At 57.9% G+C, this 25,294-nt stretch carries 29 protein-coding genes; 27 read left to right on the top strand and 2 right to left on the bottom strand.

The window, feature by feature from the left end:
* The 27 genes from QQ992_RS02095 to trbL all read left to right on the top strand — a co-directional run bounded on the left by QQ992_RS02095 (position 1) and on the right by trbL (position 22,401).
* On the top strand, positions 1–450 hold the full coding sequence (locus QQ992_RS02095; RefSeq protein WP_286112101.1) for a phage protein: 450 nt from the start codon (positions 1–3) through the stop codon (positions 448–450).
* Complete coding sequence (locus tag QQ992_RS02090; RefSeq protein ID WP_286112100.1) at positions 450–662, top strand: TraR/DksA C4-type zinc finger protein; 213 nt, start codon at positions 450–452, stop codon at positions 660–662. The genes QQ992_RS02095 and QQ992_RS02090 overlap by 1 nt, the downstream gene beginning before the upstream one ends.
* On the top strand, positions 659–865 hold the full coding sequence (locus QQ992_RS02085) for a hypothetical protein (protein WP_132846432.1): 207 nt from the start codon (positions 659–661) through the stop codon (positions 863–865). Before QQ992_RS02090 ends, QQ992_RS02085 begins: the two co-directional genes overlap by 4 nt.
* A complete protein-coding gene (locus QQ992_RS02080; RefSeq protein WP_286112099.1) occupies positions 862–1,392 on the top strand; it encodes a lysozyme in 531 nt (176 codons plus the stop codon). Before QQ992_RS02085 ends, QQ992_RS02080 begins: the two co-directional genes overlap by 4 nt.
* Positions 1,389–1,880 (top strand): lysis system i-spanin subunit Rz, encoded by a 492-nt coding sequence (locus tag QQ992_RS02075; protein WP_286112098.1) that lies wholly within the window; start codon positions 1,389–1,391, stop codon positions 1,878–1,880. The genes QQ992_RS02080 and QQ992_RS02075 overlap by 4 nt, the downstream gene beginning before the upstream one ends.
* Entirely contained in the window at positions 1,877–2,164 is a 288-nt protein-coding gene (locus tag QQ992_RS02070) for a putative phage tail assembly chaperone (protein WP_209968483.1), read from the top strand. The genes QQ992_RS02075 and QQ992_RS02070 overlap by 4 nt, the downstream gene beginning before the upstream one ends.
* A gap of 20 nt (positions 2,165–2,184) precedes the next feature.
* Positions 2,185–2,331 carry a DUF6890 family protein gene (locus QQ992_RS28020; protein ID WP_409312735.1) on the top strand — a complete coding sequence of 49 codons (147 nt, stop codon included), beginning with the start codon at positions 2,185–2,187 and terminating at the stop codon, positions 2,329–2,331.
* 4 nt (positions 2,332–2,335) lie between these two features.
* A complete protein-coding gene (locus QQ992_RS02065; RefSeq protein ID WP_286112097.1) occupies positions 2,336–4,273 on the top strand; it encodes a phage tail tape measure protein in 1,938 nt (645 codons plus the stop codon).
* On the top strand, positions 4,273–4,590 hold the full coding sequence (locus tag QQ992_RS02060) for a DUF2590 family protein (RefSeq protein WP_209968490.1): 318 nt from the start codon (positions 4,273–4,275) through the stop codon (positions 4,588–4,590). Before QQ992_RS02065 ends, QQ992_RS02060 begins: the two co-directional genes overlap by 1 nt.
* On the top strand, positions 4,587–5,762 hold the full coding sequence (locus QQ992_RS02055) for a baseplate J/gp47 family protein (RefSeq protein ID WP_286112096.1): 1,176 nt from the start codon (positions 4,587–4,589) through the stop codon (positions 5,760–5,762). Before QQ992_RS02060 ends, QQ992_RS02055 begins: the two co-directional genes overlap by 4 nt.
* On the top strand, positions 5,755–6,342 hold the full coding sequence (locus tag QQ992_RS02050) for a phage tail protein (RefSeq protein ID WP_286112095.1): 588 nt from the start codon (positions 5,755–5,757) through the stop codon (positions 6,340–6,342). Before QQ992_RS02055 ends, QQ992_RS02050 begins: the two co-directional genes overlap by 8 nt.
* Positions 6,343–6,350: 8 nt before the next feature.
* The gene (locus QQ992_RS02045; protein WP_286112094.1) at positions 6,351–7,967 is read left to right on the top strand and encodes a phage tail-collar fiber domain-containing protein; all 1,617 of its coding nucleotides are present in this window, start codon (positions 6,351–6,353) and stop codon (positions 7,965–7,967) included.
* A gap of 9 nt (positions 7,968–7,976) precedes the next feature.
* Positions 7,977–8,687 carry a phage tail protein gene (locus tag QQ992_RS02040; RefSeq protein WP_286112093.1) on the top strand — a complete coding sequence of 237 codons (711 nt, stop codon included), beginning with the start codon at positions 7,977–7,979 and terminating at the stop codon, positions 8,685–8,687.
* Positions 8,684–9,604, top strand: coding sequence for a hypothetical protein (locus QQ992_RS02035; protein ID WP_286112092.1), 921 nt, complete (start codon positions 8,684–8,686; stop codon positions 9,602–9,604). Before QQ992_RS02040 ends, QQ992_RS02035 begins: the two co-directional genes overlap by 4 nt.
* On the top strand, positions 9,601–10,155 hold the full coding sequence (locus tag QQ992_RS02030) for a baseplate complex protein (RefSeq protein ID WP_286112091.1): 555 nt from the start codon (positions 9,601–9,603) through the stop codon (positions 10,153–10,155). Before QQ992_RS02035 ends, QQ992_RS02030 begins: the two co-directional genes overlap by 4 nt.
* On the top strand, positions 10,152–10,856 hold the full coding sequence (locus QQ992_RS02025; protein WP_286112090.1) for a hypothetical protein: 705 nt from the start codon (positions 10,152–10,154) through the stop codon (positions 10,854–10,856). Before QQ992_RS02030 ends, QQ992_RS02025 begins: the two co-directional genes overlap by 4 nt.
* A complete protein-coding gene (locus QQ992_RS02020; RefSeq protein ID WP_286112089.1) occupies positions 10,829–11,779 on the top strand; it encodes a phage baseplate assembly protein V in 951 nt (316 codons plus the stop codon). Before QQ992_RS02025 ends, QQ992_RS02020 begins: the two co-directional genes overlap by 28 nt.
* Position 11,780: 1 nt before the next feature.
* A complete protein-coding gene (locus tag QQ992_RS02015; protein WP_286112088.1) occupies positions 11,781–13,889 on the top strand; it encodes a sialate O-acetylesterase in 2,109 nt (702 codons plus the stop codon).
* A gap of 3 nt (positions 13,890–13,892) precedes the next feature.
* Positions 13,893–14,714: a hypothetical protein gene (locus QQ992_RS02010; protein WP_286112087.1), complete on the top strand. Its 822-nt coding sequence runs from the start codon at positions 13,893–13,895 to the stop codon at positions 14,712–14,714.
* 129 nt (positions 14,715–14,843) lie between these two features.
* The gene (locus QQ992_RS02005) at positions 14,844–16,073 is read left to right on the top strand and encodes a hypothetical protein (RefSeq protein ID WP_286112086.1); all 1,230 of its coding nucleotides are present in this window, start codon (positions 14,844–14,846) and stop codon (positions 16,071–16,073) included.
* A 505-nt stretch (positions 16,074–16,578) separates the two neighbouring features.
* Positions 16,579–17,682 carry a site-specific integrase gene (locus tag QQ992_RS02000; protein ID WP_286112085.1) on the top strand — a complete coding sequence of 368 codons (1,104 nt, stop codon included), beginning with the start codon at positions 16,579–16,581 and terminating at the stop codon, positions 17,680–17,682.
* A gap of 265 nt (positions 17,683–17,947) precedes the next feature.
* Positions 17,948–18,166, top strand: a complete 219-nt coding sequence (locus tag QQ992_RS01995) for a MerR family transcriptional regulator (RefSeq protein WP_023382691.1) — start codon at positions 17,948–17,950, stop codon at positions 18,164–18,166.
* 5 nt (positions 18,167–18,171) lie between these two features.
* The gene (locus QQ992_RS01990) at positions 18,172–19,017 is read left to right on the top strand and encodes a helix-turn-helix domain-containing protein (protein ID WP_286112084.1); all 846 of its coding nucleotides are present in this window, start codon (positions 18,172–18,174) and stop codon (positions 19,015–19,017) included.
* 54 nt (positions 19,018–19,071) lie between these two features.
* Positions 19,072–19,344 (top strand): TraK family protein, encoded by a 273-nt coding sequence (locus tag QQ992_RS01985; RefSeq protein ID WP_286112083.1) that lies wholly within the window; start codon positions 19,072–19,074, stop codon positions 19,342–19,344.
* Positions 19,345–19,642: 298 nt separating this feature from the next.
* Positions 19,643–20,017 (top strand): conjugal transfer transcriptional regulator TraJ, encoded by a 375-nt coding sequence (gene traJ, locus QQ992_RS01980; protein WP_286112082.1) that lies wholly within the window; start codon positions 19,643–19,645, stop codon positions 20,015–20,017.
* A gap of 37 nt (positions 20,018–20,054) precedes the next feature.
* Positions 20,055–20,810, top strand: a complete 756-nt coding sequence (gene trbJ, locus QQ992_RS01975) for a P-type conjugative transfer protein TrbJ (protein ID WP_286112081.1) — start codon at positions 20,055–20,057, stop codon at positions 20,808–20,810.
* Positions 20,811–21,012: 202 nt separating this feature from the next.
* Positions 21,013–22,401, top strand: a complete 1,389-nt coding sequence (trbL, locus tag QQ992_RS01970; RefSeq protein WP_286112080.1) for a P-type conjugative transfer protein TrbL — start codon at positions 21,013–21,015, stop codon at positions 22,399–22,401.
* Positions 22,402–23,068: 667 nt separating this feature from the next.
* Here trbL and QQ992_RS01965 read toward each other — a convergent pair.
* Together QQ992_RS01965 and qhpR are read right to left on the bottom strand one after the other, a co-directional pair.
* Complete coding sequence (locus tag QQ992_RS01965; RefSeq protein ID WP_286112079.1) at positions 23,069–23,629, bottom strand: cob(I)yrinic acid a,c-diamide adenosyltransferase; 561 nt, start codon at positions 23,627–23,629, stop codon at positions 23,069–23,071.
* Positions 23,630–23,966: 337 nt separating this feature from the next.
* Entirely contained in the window at positions 23,967–25,016 is a 1,050-nt protein-coding gene (qhpR, locus tag QQ992_RS01960; protein ID WP_286112078.1) for an AraC-like transcriptional regulator QhpR, read from the bottom strand.
* Positions 25,017–25,294 lie beyond the last annotated feature (278 nt).

Below are 25,294 nucleotides of genomic sequence, written 5' to 3'. Positions count from 1 at the left end.
ATGTCCAAGATCGGCGGCAAGAACTTTGACATCACCGTGGGCGACCTGCAGATCCACGTTGAGACCGTCACCCTCGATATCACTGACAACAGCGCGGTGGCCCAGACCGGCGGCGTGCCGGATGGCTACGTCGACGGTGACGTTGCCGCGAGCGGCGAGCTGGAGCTGGACACCTCCAACTTCAACCTGCTGATCGATGCCGCCCGCGCAGCCGGCAGCTTCCGCCAGCTGGAGCCGTTCGACTCGCTGTTCTACGCAAAAACCCCCACCGACGAGTTCCGCGTGGAGGCTTTTGGCTGCAAGCCGAAGATCTCCAGCCTGCTGAACATCGACGCCAAGGGCGGCGAGAAGCACAAGCACAAGGTGCCGTTCGACGTCACCAGTCCGGACTTCATCCGCATCAACGGTGTGCCGTACCTGGCTGCAGCCGAGATCGAGGGCCTGCGCTGATGACCTGCCCGTTCGATCGCGCCCAAGCCCTGGAGCAGCGTCAGCGTGACCAGGCGATCACTGCCGCCCTGTCCCGTGCGCGTTCGACCGGGCCGAGCCTGACCCACTGCGAGGACTGCGACGGCGAGATCCCCGAGGCGCGCCGTGCCCTGGGCGGAATGACCCGCTGCGTCCCTTGCCAGTCCACTTTTGAGAAAGGGGGTCATCGATGAGCGCGAATCAGGCCGCTCAAGACACTGCTGTCGCCCTGGCCAAGGCCGCGCCCGCAATCGGAGTAGCCGCCACCGGCGTAACGGGCACCGTCGACTGGTCGGCGGTCGCCTACATGCTGACCGCCCTTTACATGGTGCTGCAGATCCTCCTGCTGGTACCCAAGTATCGCCAGATGTTGCGCGACTGGAAGGTCAAGCCATGAGCCTGCGCAACAAGATCCTGACGGGTTCCATCGCCCTGGTGCTGAGCAGCAGCACCCTGATGGCGTTCCTGGGCAAATGGGAAGGCGAAGGCCAGAACGTCGTCTATGCCGATCAGCTGGCCCGGGGCCTACCGACTGTGTGCCTGGGCATCACCCGCTACACCAGCCCCTACCCGGTAGTGGTCGGCGACTACTGGTCGCCGGCGCGCTGTGCCGAGGTGGAGCAGCTGGTGATCGAGAAGGGCCAACTGGCCCTAGCCGACTGCCTGACCAACGACAAGATCAGCCAGAACACTTTCGACGCGCTCAGCAGCCACGGCCACCACTTTGGAGCGCCGTCGACCTGTGCGAGCCGTGCCCTGGTGCTCATCAATGCCGGTCGCATCGCGGAAGGCTGCAAGGCGCTGGCATGGGGCACTGATGGCCGTCCCGTGTGGGCCTACGTCACCGACGCCAAGGGCAACAAGGTGTTCGTGCGCGGCCTGCACGCCCGCCAGCTGGACGAAGCGAGGCTGTGCGCCAAATGACTTTCAAATCAGTGTTTTCTGTCCTGACGCTACTGCTTATGGCCCTGCTGAACTGGGCTGTATGGGACTACAAGGCCCAACTGGAAACGGTGCGATCGGAGCGGGACCAGGCGCTGGTCGACCTCAAGGCCGTGATCCAGGTCGCTAACGCGAATGCCGAGCGCCTGGCCCAGGCCAAGGACCTCGACAACAAACACACCCAGGAGCTGAACGATGCCCGTAATGCCAACCAGGTTCTGCGCCGCGCTGTTGACGATCGCGATCAGCGGCTGCTCGTCAAAGCCACCTGCGCAACCCCTGTGCCTGCAGTCACCGGCGCCGCCGGCGTGGCTGATGGAGCCACCGCCGAACTCGCAGCAGACGCTCGATCGGATTATTTCACCCTCCGAGATCAGCTCGCCGTCAGCAAGCAAATGATCCTGGGGCTGCAGGACCACGTCCGCAGCTTCTGCCCAACCCAACTGGCAAACACTGGAACCGCACCATGACCGAACGTACCGAAATCACCTTGGAAGTAGGCACCCAGGAATTCGACTTCACCGTCGATCCGGCCCTGATGACCAAGTACATCAACAGCATGACCCAGTCCAACAAGGTCGCGCCCTCCCACAACCTGCTGATGAACGCAGTGAACCAGGAGCAGAAAGCGGCCTTGAAGCCGCTCCTGGTCAACCCAGTGACCGCGATCCAGATCGCCGGTGCGCTGATGGAGGAGTACTCCCCGACCATTGAAGTCACCGTAAAAAAGCGCTCGACCACGCCGAGCGCCTGACCGAGGACGGCATGGGCCAGCTGCTGGCCCTCGCCGATCGGTGGCTACCTGGTGCAGATCGATCGCCCGAGACCCTGGGCACAGCCAAGTGGCTGGAAGACGAGTACTGGCGGCGAACGGAACTCGCCATAGCCAACGGCATATCACGAGCTTGGAAAGGTAACTGACCCCATGAGTGCGAGCACATCCAGCCGCCTGGACTTCATCCTGAGCCTGACCGACAAGGTCTCGGCGCCCTTGGCCAAGGTGACCAAGGGCTTCGACAATCTGGCCTCCCAGGGCGAAGCCAACATCAAGCAGATCGGTACCGGTGTCGCCGGCGTCTGGGGCGCCCTGACCGGTATCGAGGCGTCGATGGCCCCCGCGCTGGATGTGAACCGCGCCCTGGGCGACGTCCGTTCGCTCGGCGTGGCCGAGGACGCGCTGACCGCCCTCAACGCCCAAGCCCTCGACTTTTCGGTTTCCTACGGCGAGAACGCCGAATCCTTCGTCGCCTCGGCGTACAAGATCCAAGGGGCCATCAAGGGCCTGGCCGGCTCCCAGCTGGCCACCTTTACCAACACCAGTGCCGTGCTGGCCAAGGCCACCAAGTCCGACCAGGACGTGATGAGCGAATACGTCGGCACGCTCTACAACCTGCAGAAGCAGCAGGCAGACGCCATGGGCAAAAGCCAGTGGGTCGAGAAGCTGGGCGGCCAGACCGCTCTGGCGGTGCAGCTGTTCCGCACCAGTGGCGAGCAGATGAAGGAAGGCTTCAAGGAAGCCGGGGCGATCGCCTCGGCGTCCGGCATCGACCTGGCCGAACAGATGGCAGTGATCGGCACCCTGTCCAGCACCATGGAAGGCGGCGACGCCGGCGGACGCTACAAGGCGTTCTTCGAGAACATCGGCAACGCCTCGGACAAGCTGGGGATGAAGTTCACCGACACCAACGGCAAGGTCCTGCCGATGCTGGACATCATGGCCAAGCTGCAGGGCAAGTTCGGCGACCTGCGCAACGCTGCAGCTGATAGCAAGCTGGTCGAGGCGTTCGGCGGTGAAGGCGCCCAGGTGATCGGCGCACTGGCTCAGGACACCGACCGGCTGCGCAGCGGTATCGACCAACTGGGCAAGGTCCGTGGCCTGGAGCAGGCCGAGAAGATGGCAGCGGCCATGGTCGACCCGTGGCAGCAGTTCGGGGCGGCAGTCCAGGCGCTGCGTATTGCCTTTGGCCAGGCACTGATCCCGATGCTGCAGCCGCTGATGGACAAGCTGGTTGGCATCGGCAAGACCATGACCAGGTGGACCCAACTTTTCCCGAATATCACCCGCGTTATGGGCATCGCAACGCTTGTCGTGCTGGCCATTACCGCTGCAATCAGCGCGCTGACGGTGGTCGTCGGCCTGAGCAAGATGGCCTGGCTTGGCCTGAACGTGGTCTGGACCCTGCTCACCTGGACCGGCTGGAAGAGCATCGCCATGTTCATCGCCCACACCGTCCAGGGCGCGCTGTTCATCGCCCGGATCCTCGGCATGATCGCGGCGATCGGCCTGGCCAAGGCCTCGATGCTGGTCTGGCAGGGCGCTATCTGGCTGGTGAACGCGGCGCTGGCCGCCAACCCGGTCGGCCTGGTGGTCCTGGGCATCGTCGCCCTGGTCGCAGTGATCGTCGCGGCCGTGGCGTACTGGGACCAGTGGACCACCGCCCTGATGAACACCGCAGCCTTCCAGTGGGTGAGCGAGCAACTGAGCGCGCTCAGCACCTGGTTCAACAGCATGGGCGGCTGGTCGAGCATGGCCAAAGCCGCCTGGGACGGGATTGTGGGCGTGTTCCGGTCTGCCCTGAACTCGCTGATCTCCATGCTGAACAAGATCCCTGGCGTCGATATCGACCTGAAGCTGGGCAGCATCCCTGATCTGCCCAGCGTGGGCGCCAATGCCGAGTATCAGCCCACGGGCAGTCTGAGCCCGACCAAGGCTGACGCCGTGCCCGCCGGCGGCCTGCTGACCAGCATCCAGAACACCCAGAACCAGAACCGTGGCAACCACATTGAGAAGGTGGAGATCAACACCGCCAAGCCAATGAGCCCGCTGGAGCTTGAAAACATGATGGCGATGGCGACCGGCTGATGAGTCTCTATATCGATCTACTCATCACCAACAACGACCTGACCCTGGACCCTTCGAACCAGCCCGTGCTGGTGGACGATCGGGCCAGCATCGCCCAGGACATCGCCCACATGATCCGCGAGAGCGGACTGCTCATCACGCTCATGGCCGAGCGCGACCGCTTCCGCCAGGCCGACTGCATCCAGCAGCTGGAGCTGCTGGTAGAGACCGATGAACGCCTGGTACCGGGCACCGTACAGATCACCGAAACCGGCAGCGGCCAGTACCTGGTTACCGCCACCACCGTTGCATTTGGAACCACTGAGGTAGTCCTGTGAGTGACGTCGACTTCAAGAAAGCCCTGCAGGACGCCGGCGTCCCGACGACCGAGGCAGGCCTGCGTGCCGCCTGGGAGAAAGAGGTAGCCGCCCAGGGCAGCAAGCTGAGCAACACCAGCGCCTGGTCGCCGTTCTGGCGCCTGGTCACGGCTCTGGTGACCAAGCCCGTGCTGTGGCTGATCGAGTTCATGGTCAACACCGTGCTGCCGAACTTCTTCGTGAAGACAGCCACCGGCACCTGGTTGGACATGCTGGCCTGGGCGGTCGACGTCACTCGCAAGGCCTCTACCAAGGCCCAAGGACAGCTGCTGTTCACCCGCAGCGGTGTCGCCGGCGTGCTGGAGATCCCCGCCGGCGTGCGCGTGCAGTCGGTGGCCATCAACGGCAACGTCTACGTCCTGGTCACCACCGCCGCCACCCAGTTCCTGGACGGCGACTCTCAGGTCCTGGTGCCGGTCGAGGCGAGTGAAGCAGGCAGCGGCTACAACCTCGCCCCGGGTTACTACTCGATCCTACCCGAGCCGATCCCCGGCGTGATCCAGGTGGTCAACGCCGATGGCTGGCTGACCCAGCCCGGGGCAGACCAAGAACATGACGACGACCTGCGCCTGCGCACTCGCAACCAGTTCAGCGCGGTCAACCAGTGGCACACCGACGCCGTGTACCGGGCCATGATCGCGGCCTTCCCGGGCGTAGAGCCTGACGGGGTGTACTTCGAGCACGATGCTCCTCGAGGACCTGGCAGTGCCAATGCCTTTGTCCTGTTCGAAGCAGGCTCGCCGGCGGCCAGCTACCTGGAAAAGATCAACAGCTACGTCCGCGACCAGGGCAACCATGGGCACGGCGACGACATGCTGGTTCAGGAGATGCCCGCCACCCAGCACACCGTGCGCGTCACGGTTTGGCCAACCGCTCAGGTCGGTACCGAGAACCAGGACATACTGCTGAGCGACACAGAGCTGTTCATCCGGGCAGCGTTCCGCGAGAGCACCGCGAGCGACTATCAGCCCACCCTGACCTATCCACAGTCGCGGTTCTCTTTCAGCCGCCTGGGCGAGGAGCTGCACGAAACCTTTGCAGGCATCGAGTCGCTGAAGTTCGACAACGTCGACATCGTCTCGCAGCTGACCATTCCCCGCCTTGATGACGTCCAGGTGGTGCTCGGTGGATAAGCTCAAACTGCCGTTCTGGCTGGAGGGCGTGGAGCTCTCAAAGCTGCGCGACGCCGCCCAGGCCTGGTGGGCCAAGGTCGAGACCTGGATGAACTGGCCGCTGATGCAGCTCGATGCCGAGACCTGCCACATCACCGTTCTCGATCTGCTCGCCTGGCAGCGCGACATCCAGCGCTTTCAGGGCGAGCCAGAGAGCCTGTATCGGAAAAGGGTGAAGTACGCCTTCATCAATGCCGTGGACGCCGGCAGCAGCGCCGGCACCGTGCGGATCTTCCAGCGCCTTGGTGTCGGCTACGTCGAGATCGAGGAGCGCTTCGACAGCGTGAACTGGGACGTTGTGCGCCTCTACCTCACCGACAGCCAATTGAGCGCCAACCCGGTGCTGCTGCGCGTACTGATGCAGCAGTACGGGCGCACCTGCCGCCGCTACGAGTTCGCCACGATCACCCCGGTAACCCTGGGCATGCGGGTCGCCCACTTCCATGACGACCAGGAAACCCTCTGTGCCGTCTGGGACGACCGCGCTAGCCGCCTGGTCGTGATCAATGAACTGGCCGTCGTGACCACCGAGAACACCTAGGAGCCCTCATGGGAGCAAGCATTACCCTCGCCGGCCAGTCGCTGATCGCGCAAAAGCAGGCCAACAAGCAGGTCCTGAACGTGGCGCGCTTCGTGTTCGCCAACGTTCCGGGCCTCAACCCGTCGGCGCCGGTGGACCGTGCTGCAGGCAAGCCCCCTGCGGCCCAGCTGGTCTACACCACCGCAGTTCAACGAACCGGCTATGTGAACCCTAATCAGGTGATCTACAGCGTTGTGGCCGACTCCAGTGTGGGCGACTGGGACTTCAACTGGATCGGCCTGGAAACCGAGGAAAACATCCTGCTGGCCGTGGCCTACGTGCCGCTGCAGCAGAAGCGCAAGAACATCCCACCGCTGCAGATCGGCAACAACCTGACCCGTAACTTCCTGGTGGAGTACGACGGTGCCCAGGAAATCACCGGCATCACGGTCGACGCGAGCACCTGGCAGCACGACTTCACCGTCCGCCTGGCCGGTGTCGACAGCCGCGAGCGGCTGAGCAACCGCGACGTGTATGGCAGAACCTGCTTCTGGGATGCTGGCCTGCAGCTGGAGCGCAGTGGCCTGGGCGTCTACCAGATGAAAGCCGGGATCGCCTACATCGAAGGCGTGCGCGTGGCGCTCGGCGAGCCTGCAGTGGTTCAGCTCCCTGCGCTACCTACCAAAGCCTGGATTGATGTTGCACTGCGCCGGCAGGGCAACGATGTGGTACCGCAGTGGGTCGTTTCCTTTGGTTCGGCCAAAGCCGACTACCAGGACAGCGACGGCACGCTGCACTACCTGGTCGAACTGGCCAGCGTCGATGCCTCAGGCAACATTACCGACCAACGCCAGTGGCAGCCGATCACCATGGCGCTGGTGGATCACTTTGCAGCCAAAGTCGGCGACTACCCAGCCCTGCGCGCCAGGGCCACAACCAAGGACGACGTGGGGCTGGGCAACCTGCCGAACGCCAAAAGCGACGATCCAACCAGCGACAGCAGCGACATCCTGGCCACGACCAAGGCCCTGCGCGCCGCGATCGCCCAGCTGGAAAACAACCAGGTGGGTGAAGTCTCGTTCTTCGACCTCGATTCCCCGCCGCCAGGCTTCATGCGTCCTAACGGCGCCGCTGTATCCCGCACCGTCTACGCCAGGCTGTTCGCAAAGATCGGTACCCGCCACGGCGCCGGCGACGGTGTGAGCACCTTCAACCTGCCAGACGTGCGCGGCCTGTTCATCCGAGTCCTGGACGATGGCCGCAATCTTGACCCCGGCCGCGTCCTGGGTAGCACCCAGGCGGATGAAATCCGCTCCCACAGCCACACGGCCAGCTCCGCCGGTGCCGGCGGCCATACCCACAGCGCGAGCACGGCCGAGGCCGGTAACCATGCGCACCTGGTGCGCTCCGGCGTTTACACCCCTGATGGCGTCGATACGTCGGGTGAAATCACCGAGCCCCGCAACATCGTCAACTTCGGCGAGGCCGGCGTGCACGACAAGCTCACCAGCGAATCCGGCAGCCACACGCACCCGGTCACTGTGCTGGCCGTAGGCGACCACACGCACCAAGTCACGGTTAACGCCACCGGCGGCAGCGAGACGCGGCCGCAGAACATCGCGTTCAACGCCTTCATCAAGTACTGAGGCCCAGCCATGCAATCCAAGATCGTCTACCAAACGGACCACCTGGGCATCTACACCGGCCCGGCCTACGCCGACCCGTCCCCGCTGGAGGAAGGCGTCTGGCTGATCCCCCGGGGCTGCGTCGAGGTGCCGCCGCCGGCAGTACCGGACTACAAGGCCGCGCACTGGGATGGTCAGCGCTGGCAGTTGATCGACTCCTACCTGGGCCTCACCGCGTACAACACCAAGACCGGCGAAGCCAAGTCGATCGACCGACTGGGACAGCTGCCGGCTGGCTACACCCTCGACCCGCCTGGACCAGGCCAGGTGTGGCAGGACGGCCAATGGGTGGATGACATCCCCGCCACGATCGAGCGCCGGTACCAGGAACGGGTGACGGAAATCGATGCCACCTGCAGTGCCCGCATCTTTGGTGGGTTCTGGTCTTCGGCCCTGGGCGACAGCTACTGCTACAGCACTGCATTGGACGACCAGGTCAACTTGAGCGGCGCCGCCGCCCTGGGCGTTGACCTGTCGTACCCCTGCGCCGATCGGAGCGGCATCAAGGCCTACAGACCCCACACCGCAGCGCAACTGCGCCTGGTGGCCGACGACTTCACCCGCGTGAAGCTGCAGCTGCTGCAGCAGGCCTACAGCTTGAAGGAGCGCCTGCAGCAGGCCCGCGACGCCAAAGACCTGAACGGCATCAATGCCGTGGTCTGGGAGGCTGACCTGGTATGACCTGGTTACCTGTGACCATGCGCTGGCCGAGCCAATCCACCAGTTGGCTGGCCGGCCTCGATGAGGCCAAGTCCATGGCAGGCGGCGAGCTGGCCAGCGCTGGCGAGCGCGTGGCCGCGCTGCAGGAGTTGGCCACCACCGACCCCAGCCCTGTCGGGGAAGCGGCAGCTGCTGCAGTTGCCGCTGGGCGCAGCGCCCTGGACGAGGCTCTGGGCGAAGTCCCGGCAACGCTGGTGGTGACGCCTTTTCAAAGTGGAGTGGGCCAAGGTCGGGGGCTTCAGCGTTACCTGTCGGCACCGAACCTGCTTCAGCACCTGGGCGCCAAGCTCGAGGACGTGACGGACACCAATCGCCCTGGGGGTGAGCAGTACGCCCTGGTCGTAATGTTCGTGGGCACTCGTTACGACCACTTCGCCACAACCTTGAGCCGTTTCAACGCCGTGCTGCCGCTGCCTGACCTCAAGCGCGCGCAGAACCGCGCAGGGCGGCTGGCTGAGCTTGAAACGGCTAAGTGGGAGCTGCCGACCGCCGGTGCGCTCCCGCGCTGGGGTGAGCTTCCCCTGGAGCAGTCGACCATCACCCGTGCAGCACGCCAGGCGATGTCGGGGCAATTGGCCGCGCTTGAGAGCTTCGCGCCCAGCTCGCCCCTGGCGGATCTGCAAGCGCTGGCCACTCGTAAGGCGCAGCGCAGCACGGCAAAGGACCAGGAGCTGGCCAACCTCAAGTCCATGTTCGACGGCGCGTCTGCAGACGTGTCGATGACTGCTCGTTTGATTGGCCCGGGCAATGCGGTCGAACTGCGCCGCGAGTTGCTGGCCGGCAACGCACCAGGTCATGAATGGCCGATTTCCGCCGGCGTCATGCTGCTGGGATCGCTGAAAGGCCTGAGCTTCGTCCGCGAACTGGTGGGTCTATGACACTGCTCCTGGACGGCGAACGGATCCGAGGCCGGGGCATGAAGGTCACCGGAGACCTGCGTATTGAAAGTGGCGACATGTCGGGCCAGACCAGCAACACCGACACCGCACACAAGGGCTTCAAGCCCAAAACGCTGACCGTCAACTTGCTGATCCGCTTCACCGACTCGGCCGACCTGCGCACGCTCATGCGCCTGGCCGAGGCCACGGAGAGCGGTGGCCAGCTCAAAACGTACCGGATCGTCAACGACACAGCGGCTGCGATCGGCATGCGCCAGGTGCAGTTCTCGGACGGCGTCAGTGCCCGCGAGGACGATTCACTACGCGGCTGGCGGATCCAGTTCACGCTGACAGAGAAACTGTCCAACCCCGAGCGCGTGGAGAAACGCCGTGCTGCGAACGCGATTGGCACCCAGAGCGCGCCCGGGCAAGCGGTCAGCGGTACCACCAGTGGCGCGAATGGCGAAGCCAGCGGCACCGGTGGCCAGGAGCTGACCGGCTTCGAGGCGACCCTGAAAAAGCTGGATGACTACCTGGGGGGCAAATCGTGAAGCTCCACAAGGTTCTGCGTATCGCCGGCATCGAGCACGTCCTGGTCAAAGATGATGTGCGCCTGGACCTGGCCACACCTGGCCGCGCCCAGCTCACCATCAAGGCCAGCGCGCCAGTGTCTGGGCTGGTCACGCTCGACATCGGCTACAACGAGGCGACCCTGCAGCGCCACTTCATCGGCTACGTGGAGCGCAGCACCGCGGTGAACCAGCTGGAGCAGGTGCTGTATTGCCGCGAGCTGGCGGCGATCCTGGCCAACCCGCTCCCGCTGAACCTGCGCCATGCCGATCTGCGCACCGTCCTGGCCGCGATCAGCGATCACACCGGCCTGAGATTTCGTGTGCCGGCGCAGGCCTACGCCACGACCAAAGCCCCGTACTTCTACAGCCTGGCGTCGGGTTTTCAGGCCATGGACAGCCTGGCCCGGGTTTTCTCCATCCCCGACCTGGTCTGGCAACAGCAGGGCGACGGTGAAGTTTTCGTCGGCAGCTGGGCGCACAGCTTCTTTGGTGATCGATCGCCGCTGCAGCTGCCGGTCGAGCTGTTCAACAACTACCAGGGCAACCAGAGCGCCGTGATCGCGGCCCTTCCCGGGCTGCGTCCAGGTGCAACCATCAACCAGGGCGAGCGGGTCACCTCTGTGGCACTCGTCGGTACCGAAATGGCGATCAAATGGAAGACGCAATCCGGCGCTGTGTAGAGCGCATGTTTCCCGAGCTGAGCGGGGGCTATCACTTGCCGCGCTTTGCCCAGGTCGTCGGCGTGGCCGACGCGCCGGCCGGCGCCGGTATCTGCGACGAGTTTCGTCCGCGCTTTGCCGTGGACCTGCAGGTCCTGGACCAGGACAACGAACCGGATCAGTCCATGCCGGTGCTGGCTGGCGTGCCGGTACCGGTCCCGACTGGTGGCGATGAAATGGGGTTCTACAGCTTCCCTGAAGAAGGCACCAAGGTCGTCGTGTCGTTCGCCCAGGGCCTGCCACACAAGCCGTTTATCCAGTGCATCCTCCCGCACGGCCTGTCCCTGCCCAGCCTGCCCAAAGGGGACCAGGTCTGGCAGCACAGCGAAGCCTCGCAGCAGCGCGTGGAAGCCAATGGTGACTGGACCAGGCAGACCGACGGGCGGATCCGCGACAAGGCCACCGAGCGGGTCGTCGAAAGCCTCAGTAATACCGAGCAGTACCAGAGCGACAGCCGCACCGTCGATGACCATTCCACCGAGTCGGTGGGCGGCATCAAGACGATCGAGGCCATGGGCGCGCTGAAGCTGCTCACCGGCGGTACCGCCTCGCTCGCCGCAATTGACGATCTTGGACTGTCGACGGGGCGTGACCTCAACCAGGTAGTGGGCCAGCGGCTCAACCTGACCGTAGGTGGCCAGCTCCTCGAGCGCGTCCAGGGCGCTCGCCGAAGCATTGCGAACACCACCTGGATCGGTTCGGAAGGCGTGAACGTGCTGCAGGTGCTGTGCGACCTGATCGACCTGGTGGTGCTGATGAACACCGACCTGGCCGGCCATACCCACGGGCCGAGCCCCGCCCCCTCGAACGCCGGCGCCTTCGCCGGGCATGCCGCGAATGGCGAATTACTTTCTGGGCAGTTGAAGCCCATCACAGGAGTTTGAATTGGAACTCAAGAACTACTTCGCCCAGGACGACCAGGGCAACATCCTCGGTGGTGCAACTTGCTACCTGTACAAGCGTGGCACTGAAAGTCTGGTGAATGGACTTCAAAGGGCCAATGGCGTCGCCCTGGACAACCCATTCAATGCGGACGCTACCGGGCTGATCCAGCTCGCTGCAGCCAACGGCCTGTATGACTTGCGCGTTGTGACTGAAACCCGCGACTACCGCGTGCGAGTCCAGTTCAATGACGTAGGTGACACCCTACTTGCCGCGAATGCTGCCGCCAATGACGCCCAGCGGGCGCGGGATGCAGCAGAGGAATCTGCGGGCCTGTTCCCGAGCACCGTTATTGGGCTGCAGAAGACGGTTTCTGGCCAATATTTCAGTGTGCCGAGCCCGGACAGCCTGGAATACACCGTGCTGTTCTACAACAACAGCGGCGTCGCCGAGCAAATCGACAGCCGTCCTAATGCCGAGGCAAACCGCCTCAGCATTCGCCAGTCGACCTTGGCGCTGGAGCGCACTGACCCGCGCATGCTGTCCGCCATCTATGGCTGGGGCACTTTTGATAAGCGGGGCGCGCCCATTCTTGCGGCGAAACGCAATGGTGTCGCAGTTGCCGTCCTCGATGAGCTACCGGGCCTGTTCTTCCTCAGCAGCGTGTGGCGGCACGTCGTTGTGGACCGCAAGGGCGTCATTCTCAACGGGTATCGCTGGGATGGCACCACGCTTTCGTTCGGCGACTCGACAGATGAAAACATCGTCCCTTATCAGCTGCAGGATTCCGGGCTGTCGGATATCTGGATGATCATGAATGGCGCCAGTTACCAGATGACCACCAGCGGACATAACTGGGACCCCAAAGTAAGCAATGGGTACATCAGCTACATGTCCAGGGCGGGTGCAAACGTCGAAAAGGTCCAGGCACCACTGTCCGAATATGGCAAGTTTGCGGCTTACATTCGCCGCCTGGTCCATATCCCCAGCCATGGCCAGTCCCTGAGCTTGGGTGTGCACTCGCAGATCCTCACCACACAGCCACCAGTGGCGAATCGTGTGTTCACCATCAATGTCGGCCTGCGACAGTCCGATTCGCTGCAGGCCCAGCCCCTGGCTGCCGCCAGTGTGCTGCCACTCAAGCCGATGGTCTCCGTTCTGCAGGAGGCACCGCACGCCCAGTTCTGTGCGAGCCTGGCGCGCCACCGAAACATTCCTGCCGACGCGGGCATTATCGGCAGCTGCCACGGCGTGGGCGCTACCAGCATTCAGAACCTGGACAAGGGCAGCGTTTCCTACAACAACCTGATTACCACTGTGGCGCAGTGCAAGGCTGATGCGACAGCACGCGGATACGCCTTCTCCGTGCCCTTTGTGGACTGGATTCAAGGTGAAGCCAACTCCACCGGCAGCAAAGGTGCATACCTGACCGCCCTGCTGCAGTTGCAACAAGACTTCACCACCGACATTGGCGCGATCTCCGGGGATTCCAACGTACCGATGCTGCTGTGCCAGATGAGCAGTTGGACCACCAAGAACATCGCCTCAAGCTTCGTTCCCCATGAGCAGCTGCAAGCCGCACTGGAGAACCGCACGAAGTTCCTCTGCGCTGGCCCGAAGTACTGGGTCGAATATCACACCGATGGCGTGCACCTGACGGGCAAGGGTTCTCTCCAGGTGGCCGAAATGCGCAGAGCCGCCGCTGAGGCGATCCTGGACGGCCGGGGATGGCTGCCTACGCACTGCACGTCCGCGACCCGCGCTGGGGCAGTAGTCACCCTGAAATTCCATACGCCGGTGGGACCGTTGGTGAGCGACACCGTCAACGTTACGGACCCCGGCAACCTGGGCATCCGCTGGAGCGACGACGCAGACAGCGCGTCTGTGACCGCCGTCCAGGTCAACGACGACAACACCGTGACCGTCACGCTCTCGGCCGTTCCTACGGGTGCGAACCCCAAGGTCGGGATTGCTGACGTCGGAATCCCCGGCGCGCTCGGAGGCCCCACCACTGGCGCCCGTAGCTGCCTGCGCGACAGCAACACCGCCCGCAATACGTTCGGCGAGGCCTTCTACAACTGGGCTTGCCACCAAATCATTACTGTGGAGTAAACCATGAGCCAGATGATCATTTTCGAAGACGTTGACGCCAAAGCTGGCCCGAACACACCACGCATTGTCATGTCTGCTGCTGACCAGGTCGCACGCTTCATGCCGCACCTTATCCACGCGGTGAGCCCTGGTGAACTGGTAGCGGACGCCGTGGAGGGATTGAAAGGTCGATGCCGCTGCACGGGCAAGGATCTGCAGATGCAGGGCGCCCACAAGTCGTTTCTTTCCGTGCTCACCAGGAACGGCTTTAAGGGAATCGGCTCATCTGCAGGTAACGGCAGTTTGGGCATCAAGTTGCCTGTAGGCAGTGCAACTCCGTCGTACACGATTGTGCTGGCCCTGAACATCGGCGAAGGGACGGCCAACACCTACAGCGTCACTCGCCAGCTAATCGCGGGTTACAACGTAGACGGGGTGCTGGCCAACCAGATGCTGTCGGCGACCGGTGCGGCGAACCCCTCGGAAACCTACAAGAACAAGCTGCTGAGTGTGGGGATCGGGGCGAACGCCCCGTATGCGCTCACCAGCCTGCCTGCGGCCAACGCTTGGGGTGTCGTCGCGGTCGACTTCAACAACGACACGGGCTTGGTCAGCATTTCCCGGGACGGTATCGCCTGGAGCGTGGCCCAGCGCGAGAAGAAGGGAAACACCATTGGTGATACCGGCTACGTGACTATCGGCCTGCCATCGGCTTCCACAGGCCTCACCGACAATCTGATCGGCGACTTCTTCCTGTTCGGTGACTCGCTGCGCAGAGAGGCCAGTGATGACATGATCGCGGCATTGATGAAGGCGCTAAAAACGGATTACGGCGTGTCCAACTAAGCAGACCCATTCGATCCATCTGGCCCGCCATGAGCGGGCTTTTTTGTGATCGCAGATTGCCACCCATCATTCGCGCAAAACTGAGAAATTTGTGGCAGGCTGTCCTCTTGGACTTTAGGAGGGAATATCTTGGAAGACTTTTTCGTCAATCTTGAGGTGATGCATCCTAAATGCATAATCAACGTTGTCAAAGGCGGACTACTACCTAAAAAAGGTATGAAATGGGAGTTTACAAATGAAATCAAAGCAGTTGATTTATATTGTTACTTCCATGGAAAGTACGGTCCACCCAATGGGCTACTAAATATTTTTAAGTCTCCATCTTCCGACAACCTAATACACTGGGAGTGGACGTTTGCCACCGAGTATGGCTTGCTTTCGATCCTTGGCATGAACTTTAGAACTGAAGTCATGTTTCGAGGGGATTACCCTGAAGACCTGCTCACGAAGGAAATGTTTTTAAGCCAGATTAAATCGGACATGAAAAACCATGGAAAGTCCATATCTGCCTTCCGTAAAAACATTGAAACATGGACTCAATTCGTCAATCCTTATCACCGAATCAGAAAAGCGGTAGATCAGAACTTTATTCAACTCGAAGCCTTAGATATCGACCCCCAGCGTGATCGTATTCACCATCCCAGAAACAGCCAAGACACGGTAGGATTTGAGGATAGATGGCGTGCTATCAGCGCCCGCTACAGTGCCGCAGTGGGTCTGGTGTTTGGCCTACGTGCAATGCTTCCTGTTATGGCCGAGTCGTTTGTCAACCTTCTATTCTTTATGCGAGCGAGGGAGGAAATAAAATCAAATCCGGTTCTATTCCAAAGAATGAACCGACTCAATTTAGACATTCGAATCCAGACGTTGCACCTCAACTGTAATGGATTCAAAAAGCCAATCGACTATTCATCACCGGAGTGCAAGGCATTTAGCACTCTCATAAACGAGCGAAACGGACTACTTCACGGCAACGTTGAAGTTGACAAGCTCTCAGTTGGTGATATCTATTTCCATGAAAACACCCCTCTATTTAAACAGTACGACGACTTCTGGAGCCTCACAATCGGAACCAGTATGCAGTCAGTCCGATTCGCGACAATAAGAGAAGACTTCCAGGCAATCGAGAATTTCATTGAACATGTTATTCAGCACTTGGATGAAAGCGCAGAAGAGGAAATTAGGTTTGCTACTCAACACAGCTTGCTTGGAGAAAATACCAAGACTGGGAAAGTAGGAATTTTGCTTCCTGAAGGAATGGCTGACTTTCATCTCAGATTTGCAGAAGGCGCTACCCCCGCTGCTCCGGAGGTAGATGCTGGCGATCAAATCGCTGAAGCAACGGACCTAGAGCCTTAAAGGTCCCAGTCACTAAAAAATTTCAGCCTCGGAAAAAAAACCAGGCTGAAAATCACTTATCCCCCTCCCGCCGACGCGCTTCGCCTCGCGAAATAGTGCAAAGGCCAGCCCTGGTGCAAGCTAGCCCCAGTGCTGGCCCAGCGCGGGCCGCGTAGGGCACCAGGGCATTGCACACTGTGCAAAGGATTGAAGGCCTATGCAGTCCGGTACAGTCGGATGTGTCCACAATGTGTCCACACCGAAATCTAAAACCCTTCCCCAATAAAATCGGATATTCAATAAAATCAGGTACATCAGGGGTTTTCCCAATGGGCATGGGTGATTTTTTCGGGCTCATAATCCTTTGGTCCACGGTTCGAGTCCGTGTGGGCCCACCATACTCAAAGCCGCGCATTGCGCGGTTTTTTGCGTTTCTGGGGCAAACACACCAGATACAGTCCTATGGTCCAAAGGTACAAAATCGGTACAGTGCTGGTGCGCCAGTACACCTTTGGAGTCCTTTCAGATGGCCACAATCGTCAAAACCCCTGCCGGCACTTGGAAAGCCGTCATCCGTAAAACCGGATGGCCTACCAACGCCAAAACCTTCCGCACCAAACGCGATGCTGAAGACTGGTCACGACGCACCGAAGACGAAATGGTGCGCGGCGTTTACATCCAGCGCAGCGGCTCTGAACGCATGACGCTCGAAATGGCGCTCAAGCGCTACCTGAACGACATAACCCCTACCAAGAAGCCCACCACCCAACGTGGCGAGACCTCGAAAGCCAAGAAGCTCACAGAGCATCTGGGCAAGTATTCGCTAGCGGCACTCTCTGCTGAAATCATCGCCAACTACCGCGACAAACGCTTGAACGAGAAAGGGCGTACAGGAACCACTAGCAACAACACCGTTCGCCTGGAACTTGCCCTACTGAGCCACCTCTTCACCGTAGCCATCCAGGAGTGGGGCTTGGGCCTCACCTTTAACCCGGTCCTGAACATTCGTAAACCAAGCCCCGGTGAAGGGCGCAATCGTCGGCTATCTCCCGATGAAGAAAGACGACTTTTGGCCGCAGTGAACAAGCACAGCAACCCCATGCTGGGCTGGATTGTCGGCATCGCTCTAGAGACAGGTATGCGCTCTGCTGAAATCAGCACACTCCGTAGACCTATGGTCGATCTGGAGAGACGCATAGTGAAGCTTGTGGACACTAAGAATGACGGTCAGCGAACGGTGCCCCTGAGCAGACGAGCAACAGAACTATTCAAGACCGCTATGGCAAACCCAGCTAGACCAGGTGACTGCCATCTGGTGTTCTTCGGCGAGCCGGGTAAGGACGGGATACGACGACCGTACGCATTCACCAAGATTTGGGGGATACTGATTAAAGAGCTTGGGTTATCTGACTTCAGATTCCATGACTTGAGACATGAGGCAGTTAGCCGACTGGTCGAGGGCGGGTTGTCTGACCAGGAAGTCTCAGCGATCAGCGGACACAAGTCCATGCAGATGTTAAAGAGATACACGCACCTTCGTTCAGAGGACTTGGTTAAGAAAATTGACAAGATAAAACAGAGAAAAGCCCCGAAAAGTTTAGCTAAACAAAAAACTGACCAATTCAAATAAAGTAGCTTATTTTTCGATACACCGAAATGTACGACCGAAATTTTAGCGGCTAAAATTCTACAAAAATAAAAACTCTCACAATTGCACAGCGACGGGCGCCCCAGAAAAGCCCAACTTATAGCAAGTGATATATCGAAATTTATAAAGCTAACACCCTGAAAGCTAAGAAAATTCATTCTTCAAATAACTAATTTTCAAAAAAAGCTTTTAAGCTCTTTGAAACTTCTCTAGGATTACTCAAGCTTAACGAACCTGGAGCATACTTATGAGCACCGAGCAAGCCATTCTGGAGAAGTACGATGGGGCACCACTTCTTTCGATTGATCAACTGGCGGAGATATTGCTAAGGAGCAAAAACGGCCTGCGACTTAGCCTTTCTGGGGATAACGAGGTCTCGCGTAAATTCCTGCCGTGCAAGGTAAAGATAGGAAGAAGGGTTTACTTCCGGACGTCGGATGTCGCGAAAGCCTTAGACCAGGAATAACGTCCATGGGTATAAGCCTAAAAGTGGAGAGGATTAAACCTGAAAAGGGCTACACCGTAATCCATAACCACATACTCAACGACACCAATCTCACTTTTAAAGCCAAAGGTATTTTGGTCCTGCTGCTTTCACTACCCCCTAACCCTCGAAACCTCAGCATTGAACAAATCGCCAGGAAACATAAAGACGGAGCTTCGGCAGTTCGCTCTGGAATTGATGAGTTGAAAGACGCTGGTTATTTAGAGGTGCACCAGATCAACAATGCTCTTGGGCAGTATGATGGGGTCCTGTGGTGCCTTCGAGACACGGCCCGAGGAGCTGAAACGGCGCAGAATAGTCAAGAAATCCCGGATGCGGAAAATCCGAAACCGGATAGCCCGCCATCGGAAAAACACGGCCATATAAATACATACAAAACAAAAAAACCAAAAAGCAAGAAAACTACTACTACCCCAGGAGAGCAAAGCGGATACGCGGCTGAGGACCTGAGGTTCAGTGCCACCATGCTCGCAGAGACCCAGATTCAAGTCCGTAAGGCGCTAGAGCAGGTCGCACCATGCGAGCGACAGAGAATGCTTGACGATTTCTGCGCGGCAGTCAGGGCTGGCGAAATTAAAAAATCTCAGCTCGGATGGCTTCATGCCGTAATCAAGCGGTACAAGAACGGCGAGTACAACTTCAAACCGATGCCACCAAAGCCAGTGCATGTGCTCGATTCAGCCTCACCGCCCCCCGCCGAGCCGAATAGCGCGTTGATTGCCCCCCCAAGTGTCAAAACGTCCAAGCAGTCGAGCGTAGCTCTGGAAGCGTTGAACCAGTTAAAGAAAAACATATGTAAGCCTATTTCTTAAAAATCGATACATCATGACAAATGAGGGGCTATTTGTAGTCCTCGGGAGGTATCGATGAAGTCACTGAGCCTGCGGATCGCTGAACACGTAATCAAGACGGCCAACCCCAAGAGCCCCCTAGCCAACCGAGCAGTAGTTTTCATATACAAACAGGAAATCCAGCAAGCCATTCAGCGTGGTCACTCTCTGCTAAGTATCTGGACAGTGTTGCATGACGAGGGCGGAGTAGACTTCGGTTATCAAGCGTTTAGCCGGCATGTTCGAAAGATCATTCACCTGCCAGATAGGTTTGCTAACGCAGATAATCAACCGTTGTCAAACCATTAAACTGCGTTGCCACACCGAACAACAATGACCCACGCCGAATAATCATCAAAAAATAACGTTGCCGCAGTAAAAAATCTGAAATTGTTCGCTTGGAGCAACACACCTCACTGCACTGGCAAACGTAACCTGTGCAAGTAGACAAACATGGATTCTAGGGCAAGACAGGTGAAGTTAGCTAACCGACAAGTCGGCCATCTAATTTCACTCTCGCGTATTCGCGCCTTCGGCGCTCAATGCTGTCTTGCTCTGCGAGGCAGTCGCTGCCGCGACTCTGTGAACACCAAAGAGAGGTCAGACCATGAACCGCAATGAAGCTGAGAGAGATACACGTAAACACGGAAAGCATTTACGTGTGCCGGTATTACCGAGTGAGGAGCTAACCATTAAAGAAAACGCATCCAAGGCGAGCCTGACGGTCGCTGAGTACCTGCGGCGGCTGAGCCTTGGCTATGAGATTACAAGCACGCTCGACTCCCAGTACGTAGCGCAGATCGTAAAAATCAACGCTGACCAAGGCCGTCTTGGTGGGCTTCTGAAGCTATGGCTAACCGATGACGCCAAATTGACGGCCTGCGGTACTCCGCTAACAACAGGCATGGTACGAGCGTTGTTGAAACGCATTGAGGCCAATCAAGACGAAATGCTTCGGCTGGTCCAGGCACTGAAATTTTAGCGGCTAAAAAAATCGAGCCTTCACCTCTGGAGTCCCTATGAAAAGATCGAAGAAACAGCAGTGGATTTTCGCGGTAGCCAGCGCCCTGCCCTTTCACCTTGCATTCGCCGGAATCCCTGTTGTGGATGGGGTAAATCTGAGCCAGACAACCGTCAGCGCGATTCAAAATGTCGCTGCGGTGACGAAGCAGATTGAGCAGTACAAAACCCAATTGCAGCAGTACCAGATCATGCTCAGAAACTCAGCGGCTCCAGCAGACTACATTTGGAGTCAGGCCGATCAGACGATTTCTATGCTCCTCGCTGCTCAGGACACGCTCAGCTACTACAAGACCCAAGCTGGCAGTCTGGAGAAATATCTTGAGCGTTACCAGGACACGGCCCACTACGAAAGCGCACCTTGCATAGGCTCGGACGCGTGCGGTGTATCGGATCAACAAGCCATTGCACAGGCACAGAAAGAGGCCAGCTCCACAAAGAAGCGCGCGAATGATGCCCTGCTGACCAGTGTCTCAAAGCAACAGGAAACATTGCGCAAAGACGCTGGTGAGCTCGCTGGCCTGCAGCGACAGGCCACCAGCGCGGAAGGCCAGATGCAAGCCATCCAAGCTGCCAATCAGCTTGCTAGCGCACAGGCAAATCAGCTTCTGCAAATTCGCAGCTTGCTGATTGCTCAGCAAAACGCCCAGGCCACCAGCGCTCAAGTCCGTGTTGATCGCGATGCTCAACACACCGCCGCTGACAAACGAGCACTGAGTAGCCGAAACAGCCCAAGCGCTGATAAAGGCTGGTGAGGGCAAAAGCATGCACGTACAACTCAAACGGATCCTCATTCTGAGCACGCTGCTGCTCAACGGCTGTGACGCTCCAGAAACGCCTACCTCTACTGAGTGCGATACATCGACGGTAGGACGAGCTACATCTCAAAAAAATAGCTACGACGCTTGCGTCCTTGGGCATAAAAACACCCAAAGCGACGATAGGAAATGGTGACCCATGAAAAGATCGTTGACCATCTACCTAGCCATGACAGCACTTTCGTTTAGCAAGACCGCCCTCGCTGGTGGGCTCGATAGCGGAAACATGCTTAATAAAATCCTCGACAGCTTCTCGACCGTTGCCACCACCTGGCAATCCGAGATCACCTCCAGCGCGTCATGGCTGTTCTGGAGCCTCGCGCTGATCAGCATGGTGTGGACTTACGGCCTCATGGCACTACGAAATGCTGACCTACAGTCATTTTTTGCCGAAACCGTCCGCTTCTTCGGCACCATGAGCTTTTTCTGGTGGCTGCTCCAAAGTGGCCCAGCTATCTCAATGTCCATCATCAACACGATGCGGGCGATAAGCGCAAAGGCGGCGGGCCTAGGAACTGGATTATCTCCGTCGAGCATCGTGGATATCGGATTCGGCATTCTGACCAAGGTCAGCGCTTCTGCTTCGTTGTTGTCCCCAGTGGTATCCGCATTGATGCTCGCAGCCGCAATAGTGGTTCTGGTGATCCTGGCACTCATCGCCGTGAACATGCTGCTATTGCTCGTATCAGCTTGGCTGCTTGCTTACGCGGGGATCTTCCTACTGGGCTTTGGCGGCAGCCGATGGACGTCAGATATTGCGATTAGCTTCTACAAAACGGTGCTCGGGATTGGCGTCCAGCTTTTCACCATGACATTTTTGATTGGAGTAGGTAAGTCATTCCTTGATCAGTATTACAGAGCCTTTGCGACCGGAACTCCGGACTTGAACAGTCTCTGCGTGTTGTTGGTTGCATCAGTGATTTTGCTTTCCTTGGTCAATAAGCTCCCTCCCACGCTGGCAGGAATAGTAGGCTCTACAGGACAAAACGCGGGGATCGGTAGTTTTGGTGCCGGCGCTGCAATCGGTGCGGCCACTGTGGCGGCCTCGGCATTAGCATCTGCCGGCACGACAGTACTAGCAGGAGCAAAAGAGATTGCTGGTGGGAGCTCAGCTCTTTCAGCGGCGTTCAAGGCCGCCCAGGCCGGGCTTGACAATCCTTCCAATGACAGCGGCAACGTTGATCTTGGCGGTGAACAGCATGCTGAAGGCGCTCCAGCGCAATCAGCTTTCGCACAAGCTATGGGGACGTCGAGCAGCCACCAGGGTTTAAGCTCTGCCTCCCGTCACCCAAGCGCTCTAGTTGTGGCTGCGAATGCAGGTTCACTCTTGGCAGAGCATGCCGGCCAGAGCATACGCGACAGGGCCAATCTTGCGGTTGCAGGCACTGTCGGAGGGCGCCTAGCGGCCGCGATCAATGCGAGCATAAATACGAAAGCGGAAGTCAATCCAGATCTAGAGAAGGAAATCGATGGCACCGAATCAGATGAAGTTGCGAAGTTTGTCAACAAAGATCAACTTGATGATTAACAAGAGGCGTAGAGCGCTCATATCGATGTGAACTAATCTATTGAACGACGCATTTCCTCGAGCCCAAGCGCAAAGCTAGTGCCGCCAAGCTTTGCAGCATGCCCGGAGGATGGCCGTAGCCACTCGTTTCCACGCCATGCTAACACTCGAAATCTGGCCTGGAGGTCCCTGAACAATGCCGACAATTGATATTTGGAGAAGGTAAATTAACACACCCAACTCAGAATTAATTCCACACTTTAATGATGACGATAGCGGGCCTATAGAAACGTTCCCAATCTATGTCACGAAAACTACGCTACGATCAATTCTGAAGAAAAATGGAGTGAAAGAGATATCTGATCTTGCCGGACCAGGCACCATACCAGACCACCAAACAAAAGAGCCAATGTAAAAATCACGTATTTACAAGCATACGCTAAAATCTACAAAAAATCGAAGCGGCCAAAGGAGTGCAGAATTGACTGCTTCAGCCCTAGACATGAGCACGACATATCCTCAACTCAGTGCTCAGTTATGGCCGAGATGGGGACGGCCTGGCATATCCTGCCCGTCCACGGTAGGTGCCCACTCTAGGTTGGTCTGTGCCGGTCGTGGCGATACCCACCAACCCAAAGCGGGCATAAACTTGAGTTTACTTACGATGAAATTTCCTAAGATTGAACACTCACTGCAGATCAGTAGCTTGCCATAGCACTTCAGGCACTCCCTGCCTGCGGCCTATAATGCGAGCGGCATCAAAGAGCACGTCAGATAGCCGGTTAATGTATGCAAGGAGCACTTCGTCTAGCGGTTCCACATGGTTTAGCTGCTGACACCGTCGTTCCGCACTGCGTGCAAGGCTTCGGCAAACGTGGGCCTGGGCAACCAACGTAGAGCCGCTTGGCAGAATGAAGTTTTTCAATGGGCCGAGTTCGTCGTTCCACTGGTCGATCGCAGCCTCCAAGCGTTCTACCTCAGTGGCTTTGAGTGCCTGGTACCCCGGCATGGCCAATTGGCCACCGAGATCGAACAAGCGGTGCTGGCAGGGTGCCAAAACTTCCCTTACCTCATCCAGCCCAGCTTTGGCTAAACCTGCAAGAAGCAAACCTAATTGGCTGTTGAGGCTATCAATCTCCCCAATTGCCTCTATACGTGGATGATCTTTGGACACTCGGCGACCATCTCCTAAGCCTGTTTCCCCTTTGTCGCCAGTGCGTGTGTAGATTTTCGACAATCGATAGCCCATGGTCTACCTCCAATTCTGGTCGGTGCAGATACTGCGAGTTGATGGAGTAATGCAGATAAAATGCGGGTAACTCGGGTAGGAGCGGGAATCCGCGAAGTTAGCGCTTTGAGTTCTCACACGGGTAAGTTAACGGAATGAAAATTCAGTAGATCCACCCGACCAAGTTAACAAGAAAAAATTCGAGGGATTGACCTTACGGTCCTTTAAAGAAGGCTCTAGGGGCAACTAGCCACAGTAAACTTATGAAGAAACCGTTTGAGTCGAAGTCAATAGAAAGAAGGCGCACTGAAGCAGTGCGCCCTAAAAATCTTATAAACACAAGACTGAAGATAGCTTCCTAATTTCCTTTGCGAATTTGTTGGGATGCTATACCAAACCAACGCTTCGTTGCACGTGAAAAAACACTTATTTCAGAGTAACCCAAGAGAGCAGTCAACTCGGACGCACTAAGCTGTGAGTGCTTCAGGTAGAACGACGCTATCTCCTTTCTCACTTGATCCAAAACCTGGCTAAAAGACGTTCCTTCATCACGCAATTTAGCCTGCAACAGCTTCGGTGTAACGTTCATCTCAAGTGCAGCATCATTTAATTTTGGCTCGCCGTACTTAAGCATTTGCCTAACATACTCGCGAACGATTTCAACAATGGTCTGCTGAGAACTGAGAACTTGGCTAGATATCTGACTCAGAGAGCCCTGCATAAGTGCCAAAAGTATCGGGTCTCGTGTTGGCATGGGTCGAGCCAACTGATTTTTTGGAATGATCAGCGAGTTATAGCTTTGGCCAAAGTGTACCGGCGCGCCAAACAGACGCTCGTGATCTTTCCATGATTTTGGCTTGGGATGTTCGAAATGGACCGCACGAGGCGACCAGTCCCGACCTAAAACCTCTCGTATCAAGCTTACAACCATCCCTAATGTAAGCTCGGCATCTTGGCGACGGATCATAATTGCGCCATGGCGAACCTGATAATCAAAACGGTAAGTCTCTCCTTGATCAATCAGGCGGACGAGGCTGTGATGCTGATGCAACGGAAAAGCGCGTGCAAAATTCACTAAAGCTTTTTCAAGCGTATCTGAAGTTAATCCAATATAGCCTAATAGACCCAGGCTTTGAGGCTTAAATTGCTGGCCATAATAAAGGCCAAAATTGTCGCACTTACAAATTCGCGCCGACTCTTCCAACGCCGAACAGTAATCAGGCAAGGACAAGCTGACTGTAGGATTCTCAATCAAATGATGATTGATACCTAATTGCCCAATTACTTTTCCTGGTTCACCGCCTTGGCTCTTGATGAACTCAAGCAGTCCAGTCGCCGCAGCGGCGAGCACTCCTCTATGAGGGGCTGTGTCGCTGGGAATAAACATTTTCGAATTTGTTGTATGCATATAACTTACACCTGGTGCGTTTAGAGCTCACCTGATGGCATAGATCTGAATAGAATATCAGGTTCATCTCTTGCTATAAGAGCAAGCTGTCATAAGCGCTTCCCTGTGCCAGAGCTTTTTTACAGATGCCTCATTTTCCGGAAAGCGTCAAGCATTTGTAAAAAATTGTGTAAAAAACACGGAAGGTTGGCTTTAGGTGCTGAGCATCGGTCCTCAAGGTCAAGTCATAAGGGGAGAAAGGGGTGCATCATCTAAAACACCCCGTCGCTAGCGCGATG

It is taken from the genome of Pseudomonas kurunegalensis, assembly GCF_030291635.1.
Classification (GTDB): domain Bacteria; phylum Pseudomonadota; class Gammaproteobacteria; order Pseudomonadales; family Pseudomonadaceae; genus Aquipseudomonas; species Aquipseudomonas monteilii.
Note: the sequence above shows the minus strand (reverse complement) of the source record. Positions and strands in the feature narration are given on the sequence as shown.